Origin of the sequence: Pseudovibrio ascidiaceicola (genome assembly GCF_900114245.1) — a bacterium.
In the GTDB taxonomy this organism is placed as follows: domain Bacteria; phylum Pseudomonadota; class Alphaproteobacteria; order Rhizobiales; family Stappiaceae; genus Pseudovibrio; species Pseudovibrio ascidiaceicola.
The window spans coordinates 1-13,570 of record NZ_FOSK01000027.1 but is presented as its reverse complement, the minus strand read 5'-3'; the positions used below and the strand labels follow the sequence as shown (position 1 = coordinate 13,570).

17 protein-coding genes are annotated in these 13,570 nt (G+C 51.3%); 4 read left to right on the top strand and 13 right to left on the bottom strand.

Annotated features, from left to right (window positions below; translation table 11 throughout):
• Window positions 1–166 precede the first annotated feature (166 nt).
• On the top strand, window positions 167–430 hold the full coding sequence (locus BM231_RS26425) for a glycine zipper domain-containing protein (RefSeq protein WP_093521530.1): 264 nt from the start codon (window positions 167–169) through the stop codon (window positions 428–430).
• Window positions 431–442: 12 nt separating this feature from the next.
• Here BM231_RS26425 and BM231_RS26420 read toward each other — a convergent pair whose 3' ends face one another.
• Both BM231_RS26420 and ald read right to left on the bottom strand, forming a co-directional pair.
• Complete coding sequence (locus BM231_RS26420) at window positions 443–1,390, bottom strand: transcriptional regulator (RefSeq protein WP_093521199.1); 948 nt, start codon at window positions 1,388–1,390, stop codon at window positions 443–445.
• 169 nt (window positions 1,391–1,559) lie between these two features.
• A complete protein-coding gene (ald, locus tag BM231_RS26415; RefSeq protein WP_093521197.1) occupies window positions 1,560–2,693 on the bottom strand; it encodes an alanine dehydrogenase in 1,134 nt (377 codons plus the stop codon).
• Window positions 2,694–2,849: 156 nt separating this feature from the next.
• On the opposite strand from ald, the gene BM231_RS26410 reads away from it, so the two are divergent.
• Together BM231_RS26410 and BM231_RS26405 are read left to right on the top strand one after the other, a co-directional pair.
• Entirely contained in the window at window positions 2,850–3,317 is a 468-nt protein-coding gene (locus BM231_RS26410) for an Lrp/AsnC family transcriptional regulator (protein ID WP_093521195.1), read from the top strand.
• A gap of 126 nt (window positions 3,318–3,443) precedes the next feature.
• On the top strand, window positions 3,444–4,319 hold the full coding sequence (locus tag BM231_RS26405) for an SMP-30/gluconolactonase/LRE family protein (RefSeq protein ID WP_093521193.1): 876 nt from the start codon (window positions 3,444–3,446) through the stop codon (window positions 4,317–4,319).
• A gap of 559 nt (window positions 4,320–4,878) precedes the next feature.
• On the opposite strand, the gene trhO is transcribed toward BM231_RS26405, so the two are convergent.
• From trhO to BM231_RS26350, 11 genes are all read right to left on the bottom strand, one after another.
• Complete coding sequence (trhO, locus tag BM231_RS26400) at window positions 4,879–5,697, bottom strand: oxygen-dependent tRNA uridine(34) hydroxylase TrhO (protein ID WP_063289650.1); 819 nt, start codon at window positions 5,695–5,697, stop codon at window positions 4,879–4,881.
• Between the two features lie 151 nt (window positions 5,698–5,848).
• Complete coding sequence (locus BM231_RS26395; RefSeq protein WP_093524349.1) at window positions 5,849–6,172, bottom strand: RebB family R body protein; 324 nt, start codon at window positions 6,170–6,172, stop codon at window positions 5,849–5,851.
• A 237-nt stretch (window positions 6,173–6,409) separates the two neighbouring features.
• Window positions 6,410–6,730 (bottom strand): RebB family R body protein, encoded by a 321-nt coding sequence (locus BM231_RS26390; RefSeq protein WP_057460907.1) that lies wholly within the window; start codon window positions 6,728–6,730, stop codon window positions 6,410–6,412.
• Between the two features lie 159 nt (window positions 6,731–6,889).
• On the bottom strand, window positions 6,890–7,186 hold the full coding sequence (locus BM231_RS26385; RefSeq protein ID WP_057460918.1) for a RebB family R body protein: 297 nt from the start codon (window positions 7,184–7,186) through the stop codon (window positions 6,890–6,892).
• A 203-nt stretch (window positions 7,187–7,389) separates the two neighbouring features.
• Window positions 7,390–7,731 (bottom strand): RebB family R body protein, encoded by a 342-nt coding sequence (locus BM231_RS26380; RefSeq protein ID WP_093524347.1) that lies wholly within the window; start codon window positions 7,729–7,731, stop codon window positions 7,390–7,392.
• Window positions 7,732–7,849: 118 nt separating this feature from the next.
• Window positions 7,850–8,509 carry a hypothetical protein gene (locus tag BM231_RS26375; protein ID WP_093524345.1) on the bottom strand — a complete coding sequence of 220 codons (660 nt, stop codon included), beginning with the start codon at window positions 8,507–8,509 and terminating at the stop codon, window positions 7,850–7,852.
• Between the two features lie 23 nt (window positions 8,510–8,532).
• The gene (locus BM231_RS26370) at window positions 8,533–8,949 is read right to left on the bottom strand and encodes a hypothetical protein (protein WP_093524343.1); all 417 of its coding nucleotides are present in this window, start codon (window positions 8,947–8,949) and stop codon (window positions 8,533–8,535) included.
• Window positions 8,950–9,086: 137 nt separating this feature from the next.
• Window positions 9,087–9,806 carry a hypothetical protein gene (locus tag BM231_RS26365; protein WP_093524341.1) on the bottom strand — a complete coding sequence of 240 codons (720 nt, stop codon included), beginning with the start codon at window positions 9,804–9,806 and terminating at the stop codon, window positions 9,087–9,089.
• Between the two features lie 14 nt (window positions 9,807–9,820).
• Entirely contained in the window at window positions 9,821–10,081 is a 261-nt protein-coding gene (locus BM231_RS26360; protein ID WP_054663306.1) for a RebB family R body protein, read from the bottom strand.
• A 78-nt stretch (window positions 10,082–10,159) separates the two neighbouring features.
• Window positions 10,160–10,741, bottom strand: coding sequence for an RNA polymerase sigma factor (locus tag BM231_RS26355; RefSeq protein ID WP_093524339.1), 582 nt, complete (start codon window positions 10,739–10,741; stop codon window positions 10,160–10,162).
• Window positions 10,742–11,197: 456 nt separating this feature from the next.
• A complete protein-coding gene (locus BM231_RS26350; protein ID WP_208860672.1) occupies window positions 11,198–11,743 on the bottom strand; it encodes an AAA family ATPase in 546 nt (181 codons plus the stop codon).
• A 549-nt stretch (window positions 11,744–12,292) separates the two neighbouring features.
• Between BM231_RS26350 and BM231_RS26345 the strand changes: the two genes are divergently transcribed.
• On the top strand, window positions 12,293–13,543 hold the full coding sequence (locus BM231_RS26345; protein WP_093524335.1) for a tyrosine-type recombinase/integrase: 1,251 nt from the start codon (window positions 12,293–12,295) through the stop codon (window positions 13,541–13,543).
• The last annotated feature ends 27 nt before the right edge of the window (window positions 13,544–13,570 follow it).

Sequence of the window (13,570 nt, the reverse complement as noted above, 5' to 3'; positions counted from 1 at the left end):
CCAAAGGCCCTGCAATTGCGGGGCCTTTTTGCGTTACATACCTACAAGTCTCAAAAGACAAACAGCTTCAACTTAACCACCTTGCCATCTCGTCAGCCGCATTCATTCATCTGCAACAGGTCAAGCACTACCTTGGGTTTCAAACAATCAGACCATGGGTAGGATCGTGAGAAAAATAATAATCCTAACAGCCACCCTGCTCACACTCAGTGCTTGCAGTGAGTATAACCGAACAGACCGCGTCCTTGTTGGCGGTGGTCTTGGTGCAGCCACAGGCGCTGCCATTGGGGCTGCAACAGGTGATGTTGGCGCAGCCTTTGCCGGTGCTGGTATCGGTGCAGTTGCAGGCGGTTTAATCGGAGCAGCCACCACCCCGCGCCGCTGTGTTGGTTACGACACCTATGGCCGCCCTTACTACTACCGCTGCTGACAGCAATCGTTTCTACAGATCAGCCATAAACTCCGGCGCAGCCATGTCCAGCTTGAAGCTGCGCGGGCTTTTGGCACTCGAACTCTGCTGCACCATCTTCTTGTAGATGATCTTATGCGCAGCCGCCAAAGCCATTTTAGCGTATTTCATCGCACCAACGCTGTGCCGATTGCCAGAGATCCCTGCTCTACGCAGCAAACCATTGGCATAGATGATCGCATAAAAATCCCTGATCTCAGTGGTGAAGTGCTCAGTGGTCACCGAGATGTTCACCTCATCATGGTTCTCAACCCGATGCGGGTTGTTAAGTGGCCAGTGCGCCATCTCACCCGGGCTCAGCGTCACCTTTGTAGCGAACTCATCATACCAGGGCTCAAAGCGGATCTCTTCTTCGGTCGTCCCAAGGAAGATACCTTCCAACTGCTCATCAGAAAGAAACGGCGCGGTATTTTCATAAATATAAACGTCCTTATGGCCCTTCACTTGCCAGAGGGATTGTCCGGGTACATCTGCATGATAGTACACTTGAGCACCGGGGGAAGAAATCAGCATCCCGGTCTTGTGCTTAAAGGTCTCAAAGCCCGGAACCTTCACCTCAAGCTCGTCGAAAATTTTCGACGTGACTTGCCTGAAGCCCTCATCCCATTCCTGAAGTGCACGAAGAGAAAGCCAGAAACGCCCTTCTTCTACAGCACGAAGCACGTCCTCGCCTTTGGTACCTTCAATACTGCCCTGCAGCCACTGGGACTTCTTGGTGCCAATTGCACCGGGACGAACAAAGTCATAATGCTCAGAAGGAGTTGTCTCAATCAATCGCGCCAGATTTTCTGGCAGAAAGACAGGCAGCTCATGCAGGCGGTTGCTCAGCAGGAGCGTGTGCTTGCCGAACACCTCTTTGTAATGCTCTTTCCAATCAACAATCAAATCATGCTGAAGAACCAATTCCAAATCATGATACATGACGCCGCCCAATCCGAAAAATACTAGTTAATTTTGACCAGTATATCCAAGCTGCACCTGCAAACTCATTAACGTGGCGGCAAACCGATGACAGGGTAAACAGAACCTTTATCAACGCAAAACGGGAGCCAGTGGCTCCCGCTTCCAATCTCTAAGTCCGCTTGGACTTTCAGGCTGCTTCAGTTTCCTGAACCAGAGCAGCTTCAGGAGCCACGTAAGTGTAGCCAAGGTTTTCAGCAACTTCAGCAACAGTCACCTGACCCTTGTAAACGTTCAGACCCGGCAAGAAGCCTGGGATGTCACGAAGAGCAGCTGCGTAGCCTTTGTCAGCCAGCGCCAGAACGTATGGCAAGGTCGCATTGTTCAGCGCGTAGGTAGAGGTGCGAGCCACAGCACCTGGCATGTTTGCCACGCAGTAGTGAACCACTTCATCCACGATGTAGGTTGGATCCTGGTGAGTTGTTGCGCGGGACGTTTCAAAACAACCACCCTGGTCGATTGCAACATCAACCACAACAGAACCCGGCTTCATCGCCTTGATGTGTTCTTTGGTCACCAGTTTCGGCGCAGCAGCACCAGCCACCAGAACAGCGCCAACAACCAGATCAGCGGCCAGAACTTCTTTTTCCAGCGCGGCACGGTTGGAGAACACTGTCTTCAAACGGGAACCAAAACGAGCAGAAAGAGCGTCGAGAACATCAACGTTTCTGTCCAGAACAGTCACATCGGAACCAAGGCCGATTGCCATTTCAATTGCGTGGGCACCAACAACACCACCGCCAATCACAACGGTTTTCGCAGGAGCAACACCCGGTACGCCGCCGAGAAGAACACCAGCGCCGCCATTAGCTTTCTGCAGTGCAGTTGCACCAGCCTGAATGGACAGACGACCAGCAACCTGAGACATTGGCGCCAGCAGAGGAAGGCGGCCTTTTTCATCCGTTACTGTTTCATAAGCGATGCAAACTGCACCAGAAGCGACAAGGTCAGCAGTCTGCTCTGGATCCGGAGCCAGGTGTAGGTAGGTGAACAGCAGGTGATCAGGACGGAGCATCTTGCGCTCAACAGCCTGAGGTTCTTTCACCTTCACAATCATTTCTGCTTTCGCGAAGACTTCAGCAGCAGTCGGCAGGATGGATGCACCAGCTGCAGTATAGTCAGCATCGCTCGCGCCAATGCCAACACCGGCATTGGTCTCAACAACCACTTCGTGGCCATGAGCAACAACTTCGCGCACGCTGTCTGGCGTCAGACCAACGCGATATTCGTGATTTTTTATTTCCTTAGGAACACCAACAAGCATCACATTCTCCCAATCAGCTTCGGCTTTGTGTTTCTACATAGCTTATGGAAATCTCGGCTGCAGATGCTTGCAATGTGCGCACGACACGGTACATTTTAGCAAACATCTACGAATAAACATCGTTCAGACACAATAATCTGCGAAAACGGCAAAGCTATGAAACTCGACAAGCTTGATAAAAAGATCCTCCGCGCGCTGCAGGACAATGGCCGTATCTCCAATTCTGATCTCGCAGATCATGTGGGTCTGTCCGCCTCTGCCTGCTTGCGCCGTGTCCGGACGCTGGAGTCTGAAGGCGTTATCGAGAAGTACGTCGCATTGCTTAATCCGAAGAAATTGGGCAAGCGTATGAGTGTCTTTGTCGAGATCTCGCTCGGCTCTCAGTCAGAGGAAGCTCTTTCGACATTTGAGAAGGCCGTTGATCGCTCCACCGAGATCATGGAGTGTCACCTCATGGGTGGCGATGCGGATTACATCCTGCGCGTGATGGCCGATGATCCAGTTGATTTTGAGCGCATCCACCGCGACCACCTCACCCGCCTTCCCGGCGTTGTCCGCATGCGCTCCTCCTTCGCGATCCGCTCCACCAAACAAGGCAGCGCCCTGCCAATTTCCGAAGGTTAAATCACCGCGGAAACCTTGCGGTTTTCTCACAGGCATACTCGACGCTCCTGCCAAACCTCTCTATAACAACGCTCAATTGTATATCGCCTGCAGCTCTCCCGGGCTGCATGAGTATGGAGCACGACTTTGACCCCAATTATCACTTGCTTGCTGGACGGTCGCTACGAGCTGGCCGAAGGTCTCCTCTGGGATGAACTGACAAAACACCTGTTCTTCTGTGACATCCTCGGAAAACAGATCCACGCAATGCATTGGGATAGTAAAGAAGTCACCACATGGGACTTCCCGAAAGTCGTTGGCTCCTTTGGCCTTTGTAAAGACGGCCGCCTCATCGTGGCGATGAAAGACGAAATCATCCTGTTCGATACAGGCACCAAAATGTACGAGGTCATCGCGAAGATTGAGCCGGATAACCCACGTACTCGTCTGAACGACGGCAAGGTTGGACCTGACGGCGCATTCTGGGTGGGCACCATGGACGACATCAGTCCAAGAACACCAATCGCCAGCCTCTATCGCGTCACACCAGACGGCAATGTCACGCAAATCGCTACAGAGATCAGAACCTCCAACGGCTTGGCGTGGTCTCCGGACAACAAGACCATGTACCACTCTGACACCGGCTCCGGCGAAGTCTTCGCCTATGATTTCGACCGTGACTTCGGCGCGGTCACCAACCAGCGCAAGTTCCTGCAGCTGGACAACACAGTGGGCAGACCGGACGGCGCCACAACAGACACCGATGGCAACTACTGGTCCGCAGGCGTCTCAGCAGGCAACGTCAACTGCTTTGACCCGGAAGGACAGCTGCTGCAATCCATCGCCATGCCAGTCCCACGCCCAACTATTCCGTGCTTTGCAGGTCCAAGCCTCAATACACTGGTCGTGGCAAGCCTGCGCCCGCATGGAGATGACGAGCTTCTCAAAGAGTTCCCTAAATCAGGTGGTCTCTTTGCAATGGATGTAGAGCACAAAGGCCTGCCAACCTGCCGCTTTGGCTAAGCGCTGCGCCAAAAAGGCCTGCCTTACCTCCAAAAAAGCAAACAGAATTAGCACCGCTGGCTCATGTCCGGCGGTGTTGTTGTTTGAGCCCGCAAATACGGGGTGAGCAAGGCGAGCAGGCGATGCCTGCGCATTGTGAGTAAATTAGTTTCTTCGGCATTGGCTGCTCGCCTCGCCCGGGCGTTTTTGTATGAAACAAGATCTCCTCCGAAAGGCGTTGGGAGCAGGCACCATCAGCAACAAACACATCAGCCAGAGGCAAATGTGAGTGCCAGTGATAGCTAAACGCCTGCCAGTGTAGACGCCCATCGGGTGACCAGCTTCCGCTTGGTCCCTGCACTAAAGACTTTCAAGGGGTGTTTCAACGGACCCGCCGGAGGATGCGTTATGTCTCCCGGTAGCCCCGCCCAGCTCACGCTGCACTGACGGTCGCTCCGCCAGCTGCCCGTTAACGTGAACATGAGATCAACAATAGGCCACGCTGAACGGACGGGGATAAGATTTTCCGGGTGCAAGCAAAAGTAAGGGGCAGTCAAACCACCCCTCATTCCAGTCTGCTTCAGCTTTCGCCAGCCTCAGATGGCTTGTCATCAATCTGGTATGGCGCGAGAACCTTCTTGGTTTTCTCCGGCAGGTTCTTCCCCCAGCCAGCATCAAGCTTGTGGTCAACAGACACGCGGTCATCAAACACAAAGCACTCGCCTTTCCAGAGGCTCTCATCCTCTGGCACATTTTCCAGATAATTCAGAATACCGCCTTCAAGGTGATAAACCTCATCATAGCCTTGCTCCAGCATCAGCCCGGTTGCCCGCTCACAGCGGATACCGCCGGTGCAGAACATGGCGACCTTCTTCTTGGCGCGCAGCGAATTGTCATTGCGTTTGACCCATTCAGGAAACTCATTGAAGGTTTCCGTGTCAGGATCCAATGCACCTTCAAACGTGCCCAGAGCAAACTCGTAGTCATTACGCGTATCAATCACGACCGTATCCGGATCGGAGATCAGCGCATTCCAGTCCTCTGGTTTCACATAGGTGCCGACAAGATCATTCGGATCAATATGGTTCACGCCCATATTCACGATCGCTTGCTTCAAACGCACCTTCATGCGCTTGAACGGAACTTGCTTAGCCCAGCTTTCCTTGACGATGATGTCATGAAAACGCGGGTCTTTGCGTAAGTAAGCAATCACATCCCGCATCTGCGGTTCTTCACCAGCAATGGTTCCGTTAATGCCCTCACGAGCAATAAGAAGACTGCCGCGAATACCACGGCTCTTGCAGTAGTCAAGCAGAGGCTCGCGCATGTCTTCAAAGTCCGCAAACTCAACAAACTTGTAGAGCGCACAGACCAAAATAGGGGTTAGCGTATGTGTCATTCTTTGCCTTTGTGGGCTTATTCGTAGCAGTACCTATACCCATTTCCATCGGGTCTGTCAGCAAAAGAGACCATACCAAAACTGCAAACCTCCCCTGCCGGAGCAGGGAAGGTTGAAATGTAACTCGCACGAGAGGTCGTCACGGGTCCATTTACCGGCCCGGACGGAATGCTTCCATAATAGTAAGAAGCGTCTGGAGCTGATCCGGCGTACCAGACTGAGCAACCTTTTCTGTAGCACCAGCAGCTGCCATGGTATCCATGGAGTAAATCTGCATAACGCCCTGGTTGGTTGCAGCCTGAGCCAGAATGTTCTGCTGCTGAGAAGCAGCCACGTTATTCTCAAAGAGAATACCGGTTGAGTGCGCCATGGTCTGGAAAAGCGAACCCATAGCCATGGCTGGAGCTTCACCAACAACCTTCACATTGGTTTGTGTGACGGCATCAGTAATCATTGGATTTACCGTATCCGGCATAGTCGTCATCCTTAAAAATGCAGCATATCTTTCGAAGGGACGAAACCGCCTTTCGAATACCGATACGCGGGAGACAGAAACAAAAGCAGTTCAGCAGAGTATGAACTGCCATGAATAAGAAAGGTCGTGTCCGGTGATTTCACAGAGGACCACCAGGGGCATGCCCACCTGAAAACCAACCGGACACCATTAACTTCAAGTCAAACCAACGCCGCCGGAGGGCGACGCCTAAACCCGTTAGGTTGGGTTGAAAACGCGCATGATTGTCAGCAGTGTATTCAACTGGTCTGGTGTCCCGCTTTGAGCAACTTTTTCGGTAGCACCAGCACCAGCCATCGTATCCATGGAGTAAATCTGCATGACACCCTGGTTAGCGGCTGCCTGAGAAAGAATGTTCTGCTGCTGAGCGGCAGAGACATAGTTCTCAAAGAGAATTCCCGTGGAATGAGCCATTGTCTGGAAGACACTGCCCATTGCCATTGCAGGGGCTTCACCCACGACCTTTACGTTGGACTGGGTAACCGCATCAGTGATCATAGGGCTAACAGTTGTTGGCATTCTAATAGTCCTCTTTCATACAGTTCTGGTCAAAATCCGGTTCTGCATTTCCTTGAACTGGCTCCAAAGGAGTACGCGCTACTACAACTTAAAGGATGCATCAGAACCATTCTCATCGCTCTGGCCTTTGCACCAGAAAGCGAAGCTCGAAAGTTCCGGTTAAGGATTGAAACTACGCAAGGTAGTCAGCAACGTACTGAGTTGGTCAGCTGTCCCAGCCTGAGCAACTTTCTCTGTGGCCGATGCCCCGGCCGTTGTATTTGCGGAATAGATTTGCATGACGCCCATGTTGGTCGTCGCCTGTGCAAGAATGGTAGATTGAGACGCGGATGCGACTGAGTTCTGCAGCAAAATGCCCGTTGAATGTGCAAGGGATGCATAGAGATTCCCCATCGCAATTGCAGGCGCTTGCCCAAGCACCGTCACATTGGATTGCGTGACAGCATCCGTCACCATGCCGCCCTCTGGTATTACGGGGCCAATCCCCGGTAGATCCGCCATAAATCACTCCCACCTGATCAACCGAACTCATGAGCAATTCGGTAAAAACGCAGCCCTGCTTCACCTCTGATCAAGCGCAAGCACTGCACTGACCAGAGGCAAACTCTCAATTATTTAGAAAACTCATTGATCGTTGCAGACCGATCAATCACCCCGAATTACTGCGAAAAGTACCGACACAATGTTCCGAGCAAACTCTCGTTCATTTGCTCAACTTCCTTCGGATCCATATGTGAAATACTGTTTGCAGCAGCCATGGAACCAACAGAATAAGTATGCAAAATTCCTTGATTCAACGCGGTCTGCGCAATGATGTTCTGGCGCTGTGCATTCGAGACGGAATTCTCAAAAAGCACCCCCGTTGATTGCGCCGCTGTCAGGAAGGTCAGCGCCAGCGCAAACGCGGGAGCCACCCCAAGAATTGCAATCACATCAGCATCAACAGTTCCGCCATCGGAGGGTTTTGCTGCGCCACATTGTTCCTCAATAGTCTTTGGCATTTTTTCTCCAATATGCTTGTTATTATTGCCATTTACAGACTATTGACGCCGCTCCTCTCTATTTGTGAACTCTTTCCTAAGAGCCTGTGCTCTTTGTAAGAATTGGTTCACACATCGCTCACCTGTCGCGAGTTCTCTGTTGCAGATAACTAATCAAAAGCTCAGAGAGCTTCTCATTAAGTGGCGCAATCTGCTTTGAAAGCTCCGATTTGATTTCCTTCTTCAGAAAATCCCGCATAGCTTCAGCAGCCTGTACCGCCATCGCTTCCTGATTGGGCATCACGCCCTGAACAGGTTGGCCAGCGCCCGGAAACGGCCCCAGGCCGGGACCAGCTTGCGGCGCACCTTGCCCAGGCGCCATTTGCGGTTGCGGCTGCACGGGCGGCGGCGCCGGTTGTGATTGCGGTTCCTCATCCTCAGCCCCGGTACCAATCACACTCTTGATCGTCGTAATCTCTTCATCAATAGAGGTGCACAGCTTGGCTGCCGCCTGCTCCACCTCAGACACAATCGTGTGCGCAGATGACGTTGCATCGTCGCAAGCCCGATTTATCTGTGCCTGCTGCTGCCGGATCTCAGCAATCACCTCATTGTAGTTGGGAATGCCCTCCCGCAGCTGCGCAAATTCACTTGCCGCCTGATCCACATTCTGCTTCACCTTGGTCAGCTGTACGACAGCATCATCCAGTGCAGAGTTGAATTCCGGACCCGGTGTAGCCGTGACCTTTTGAGGGCCAGCATCTGCGGCCCCTGACGTTCCGTTTGCGGCTGTACTCATCGCCTCGCTCCTCAAGTCCAGTCTTACCAGTTGTGATCTGAATTCCGCTCCGAACCGCGATCGTCTCTCCGCTCTTCAAACTCAATGTCACCAGTGGAGGTAAACCGCGCAAGAAGCTCCTCTTCCACGCCATCCTGGATCAACCGATCCTCATCTTCCCGGTCTTCATACCGGTCAGCCTCTTCCTGCAGGCGCTCATCGCGAAACCCGAGCACCACATCAGCCGCAGTAATGCCGTCTTCACACACCAGCATCCCTTCCGCCTTCACCAACGCATCCCGCGCCAGGCTCAGGTGACACAAAAGTCCTGGAAGCGTTTCAACACCAGACCGCGACAGGGTAAGCGTCTCTTCCTGCTCGATAACCCCTTCCCAGCGGCGCAACTGATTGAGGATCACCTCCTCCAATTCCTCTCGAATGTATGTAACGTCCCGTTCCATATCTCACCTTTAGAGCTGACAGGGGTTCTGCCTATCGCATCAGAGCCCGAAGAAAAGTCACAAGCAAAATGTAGTCCTATTGAAACAACAGCGTAATTTCCTGAAACAGATCCACCAGCTGACCCACTTCCGACGGGTCACTCACTCACATCCTGAAACGCCGAGATGGCATTGGTCACCATGACGTTCAGCTCCGTCAGCGCAGGTGTCGCAGCCAGCGCCGGATCCTGTGCGATCTTCGCAGCCACAATCGCCTGTGCAGCCATCGAGATTTGCATGACACCGTTCATGTAGGTCTCCGCATTTTGCGACGCATGCCCGCTGGACTGCTTGGTCATCACATCCTCAGGAATGGAGATCATCGACTCCAATCCCTGGTAATTTTGAAAGTTGGTGAACTGCACGGCCTGAGTAATCTGTTCATTTAAAGCAGAAGTTGAAGGCGCAGAGGTTGGCAATGGTGGATAGGATGGCCCGGAGGACTGCCCCTTCCCGGTATCCGTGGACGTGCCCTGCGATTGTCCACCTGTCCCGTCAGAACCGGTAGTATCCTCAAAGTCTGCACCGCCAGCAGATCCCTTTTCACTATCCATCACCATGGTTTGTTGCGCTCCGGATTGACTGTTGCTCTCACTTGCTGTGTTGACGGTTTCCGTTGCCGCCTGTGAGGACATTTTGACCGCTGGAGAAGATCGCTGAGCACCCTGTGTTCTGGATGCCTCAGCACCGGACTGAGTTGAGGAACGCAAACTATTATCGCTCAAAGGTCCGTGGAGCAGAGAGATCAGGCGCCGCCGGCGCGTGATCGCATTCTCATACTCTTGAGAAGCTGAACTCTCACCTCTCTCCCTCACCATCAAATTTCCTCAAATTAGCCACCTGAAGGTTTAGACTCCGCTCCAGAGGTCGGGCCTATTTCCATAATCAGCTGCACGCCTTTGGACACAACAGCCGTCGATATCTGGTTCATGGATTGTTGCGCATGGGTCGCATTTTGAACCGACAATCCCGTCGCATTGCTAACCACTTGGTACAGATTGGCAATTGCCTGAGAAGGCGCTTCACCCACCACCTTCACATTTGTCTGGGTAACGGCATCCGTCACCTGAGCATTTACAGTATCTTCCGCCATGCTTTCGCCCTCGCAGTCTAAATTCGTTAACTATTCGGAGAGACGCACTCCCAACCCTCCTGTGAACATTCAATCTGCTCAATTGAGCCGCTTACGCTTCTTAGAGCGGGCATCTCTCAGCTTTTCACGCAAAAACTGCACCCGCTTTCGGGCCAAAGCCTGAGAAATATTCAGCTCATCCGAAATCTCGCTGTAACTGCGATCCTCGGCAAATTTCATGGAAAAAATCTGCTGGTAGATAAGAGGAAGCCGCTCCAACGTTTTGCTGATCAGCATCAGCTCTTCCTTCTGAGCCAGCAACACTTCCTGCGGTGCGCTTTCAATCTCTGTGTTGGCCAGATGTTCGTCGTAAACATCCTTATCACCATCACGAAACTGATACTCGTATCGCTTCTTCCGGTACTGACTGATGAACTCGTTTTTAAGCGCATACATAAAAAAGGCGATCGGCTCCCTCATATTCAAGGGGCGCTGCTCAAAGTGCGATGCAACTTTGATGATCGTTGCCGACATCAACTCTTCAGCCGCATCCATGTCACCACCAGTAAGGTGAAAAGCTCTTCCAAATATCTTTTTTCTATGCTCATTCCAGTATTCCCAAACAGGCGTCAAATCCTGACGCCCATCAAGATGTTCTAGTCGTGTATTCTTGTAATACATTCGCCACACCTCAATGTATTACAGACTAAATCTCTTAACACCACAAAGAGACATCACGAAACACACGCCAACACTGGCATGGAGAACAGATATCAACTTTATTTCTAGAGAATTCGTCCGCTTCGATAGAGATGAAGCTACGGATATTCTTGTTTTTGGAAAACCAACGCAATTTTATGGGTTGTATAAATTCATGCTTACAACCCTTGATAACAACACCCGAACCAGATTAGAAATTTTAAGAGGTTCCAGTCACTTAACAATCTTCGAGTAATCAACCTTGCAGAATTACCACACAACCAGAAACACGACGACGACCTGTTAACAACCTATAAGGTGTATTCTTGAGATTGATACAACCCGAAAAATACATAAGCCCAATCTCATAGAGCAACATCCACCCTTCTCTTAATAGACAGCCCACCCGACGTTTTGTGACATCAGCGATTCTAGAAATTAAAGCAGGGATCGTGTTCCGGCACGCTCAATCACAAACCGCGCGCGCTCTTCAGCACACACTTGCGGCACTTCAACCAGCTCATATCCATAGGCACGATAGACCGAAACATTCGCAGCATAATCCTGGCATGCAAAGTCAAAGCCATGCGTTCGCTCCGCATCATGTTCAAAAATCTCTTTCCACGGCGCACACACAAAAACAGGAGAAGCAAACCGCCTCTTTTGTGCAGCAATCACCATGCTCTGAGGAACAGAAGCCCCAATAATTGCACTATATGCAATCGCCTCAAGAAAACTGCGATCATGGAAAACAGGCTCATCTGATCGCACCATCCTCTGATCAAACGCCGCAATGGAATGCTCAAACAACAAATCCCGAAAGGCAACGCAGTCCTGATCAGGAAGGGCAGACCCGCCAATCGCCCGTTGCTCCCGCACCAACTGGCGCCCAACTTCCTCCCGGCACGCATACCCAAGAGACTTGAGATACTCCAGCAAAGTAGATTTCCCGGCACCTGATGCACCAGTAATGACAAAGTTCATCACGAATCCTCGCAAAGAAAGAGTGGAACAAGATGATATGTTGAAAGAGAGTTCAAAAACCGGAATGCAGAAGTGCAAAAAGGGGATGTGCCATAAATCTGAAGCAAGGCACACACAAGCACCACAGAGGCATAAATGCCTTCGCGAAACAGTCACCGATTTTCTGAGAGAAAATGGTGAGCCCGCACGGGTTCGAACCGTGGAGCTACTGATTAAAAGGCGCTTTAGTATGAACGCTCATTTACGATGAAGGGCGATTCATTACTATGAATCAAATAGTTGTAGAAAATTATTTGCGGTTGCCTACCTTGCTTTTCGCACTCAATCTCATACATTTGCTTACATAGTGCTGACACAAAACGGTAAGCAGCTAGGTTTTGACCTATAAAGGTTTGGGTGCTGTTTTGCCCAGGTCCTAAAAGAAAGCCTTAAAGGTCGTCACAAGCTGTCAGGCCGTCAGAAACAGCAGTAATCGGGAACGTATTTCAACTGGTATTTTCGTATGTGCGGTGGCTCCTGTCAGGAGCCGTCTGTGGGAGAGGTGTGTCTATGCCAAACATAACGAAGCGAACGGTGGATGCAGTAGGGCCAGCGAACAAAAAACACTTCCTCTGGGATAGCAAGCTCAAAGGCTTTGGCCTTCAAGTGATGCCGAGCGGTGCAAAAACATTCATTGTGCAATATCGCACGCATGAAGACCGCTCCCGTCGTATGAGCCTTGGGAAATATGGTGAGCTAACCCCAGATCAAGCCAGAGATCTGGCGACCAATGTGTTGGCAACAGTCCGTAACGGAGATGATCCCCTCTTAAAGCGGGAAAACAAACGAGCTGCTCCCACGGTGAATGTGCTCCTTGATCTCTATATGAGTAAACATGTGCAGGTTCACAACAAGCCCAAGACAATGAAAGACATTGAACGTCTTCTTAAGCAGTGTGTTCGATCACGATTGGGGCTCATGAAACTCAGCTCTGTCAGACGGCAGGATATTGCAAAGCTGCATCATTCGTTGAGAGCAACACCTCGTCAAGCCAATCAGGTTCTGGCGGTCTTATCAAAAGCGTTCAATCTTGCTGAAGTATGGGGACTACGGCCAGAGCACAGTAATTCGGTTCGGTTGGTCAAGCGTTACAAAGAAAATGAGCGCGATCGCTTTCTGTCAGAGGAAGAGTTGCAAAGACTGGGGCGGACTCTTGAACTGGCGGAACATGAAGGTCTTCCCTGGATTATAAAAGCCGGGAAGGACACAGCCAAGCACTTGCCTAAGGATATTGCAAAGCGGACAACACCTGTAAATCCGAGAGCTCTTTATTGCTTACGTTTGCTCCTTTATACCGGTGCGCGCTTGAGTGAAATCGCAACCCTGAAATGGGAGCATATTGATTTTGAACTGGCCACGATTGCCCTGCCTTCAAGAAAAGGGGATGAACGTAAACCTCATCCGGTAAGTAGCAGTGCCATCGACATCCTCTCTGTTATTCCAAGAGTGGATGGGGCACCTTATGTTTTGCCCGGCTGTAAAGATCCGACACAACCAATTTCGATTGAAGTAATTGAAAATGCATGGCAGCGTATCCGCATCCATGCCAACATTCCTGATGTTCGTATTCACGATCTGCGCCACACGGTTGGCACCTTCGCAGCTCAAGCAGGCAGCAACGCCTTCCTCATCAGTCATCTCCTGCGCCACCGCAACGTGACGATCACCAATCGCTATGTGAACCATGATGCCCATCCAATCCGGGTGCTGTCAGAGACGATTGGTGAACGGATTGAGGCTGGATTGGAAGGACGAGAATGAGAACTCCGCTACAGGCATTTGGAGGTA

Coding starts and splice junctions, on each gene's coding strand:
- BM231_RS26395 (WP_093524349.1), bottom strand. CDS start 6,172: ATGCCGGATACGGTAAATCCAATGATTACTGATGCCGTCACACAAACC.
- BM231_RS26420 (WP_093521199.1), bottom strand. CDS start 1,390: ATGTATCATGATTTGGAATTGGTTCTTCAGCATGATTTGATTGTTGAT.
- BM231_RS26410 (WP_093521195.1), top strand. CDS start 2,850: ATGAAACTCGACAAGCTTGATAAAAAGATCCTCCGCGCGCTGCAGGAC.
- ald (WP_093521197.1), bottom strand. CDS start 2,693: ATGCTTGTTGGTGTTCCTAAGGAAATAAAAAATCACGAATATCGCGTT.
- BM231_RS26355 (WP_093524339.1), bottom strand. CDS start 10,741: ATGTATTACAAGAATACACGACTAGAACATCTTGATGGGCGTCAGGAT.
- BM231_RS26375 (WP_093524345.1), bottom strand. CDS start 8,509: ATGAGTACAGCCGCAAACGGAACGTCAGGGGCCGCAGATGCTGGCCCT.
- BM231_RS26370 (WP_093524343.1), bottom strand. CDS start 8,949: ATGGAACGGGACGTTACATACATTCGAGAGGAATTGGAGGAGGTGATC.
- BM231_RS26350 (WP_208860672.1), bottom strand. CDS start 11,743: ATGAACTTTGTCATTACTGGTGCATCAGGTGCCGGGAAATCTACTTTG.
- BM231_RS26360 (WP_054663306.1), bottom strand. CDS start 10,081: ATGGCGGAAGATACTGTAAATGCTCAGGTGACGGATGCCGTTACCCAG.
- BM231_RS26385 (WP_057460918.1), bottom strand. CDS start 7,186: ATGGTGACGGATGCTGTCACGCAATCCAATGTGACGGTGCTTGGGCAA.
- BM231_RS26380 (WP_093524347.1), bottom strand. CDS start 7,731: ATGCCAAAGACTATTGAGGAACAATGTGGCGCAGCAAAACCCTCCGAT.
- BM231_RS26345 (WP_093524335.1), top strand. CDS start 12,293: ATGCCAAACATAACGAAGCGAACGGTGGATGCAGTAGGGCCAGCGAAC.
- trhO (WP_063289650.1), bottom strand. CDS start 5,697: ATGACACATACGCTAACCCCTATTTTGGTCTGTGCGCTCTACAAGTTT.
- BM231_RS26390 (WP_057460907.1), bottom strand. CDS start 6,730: ATGCCAACAACTGTTAGCCCTATGATCACTGATGCGGTTACCCAGTCC.
- BM231_RS26365 (WP_093524341.1), bottom strand. CDS start 9,806: ATGGTGAGGGAGAGAGGTGAGAGTTCAGCTTCTCAAGAGTATGAGAAT.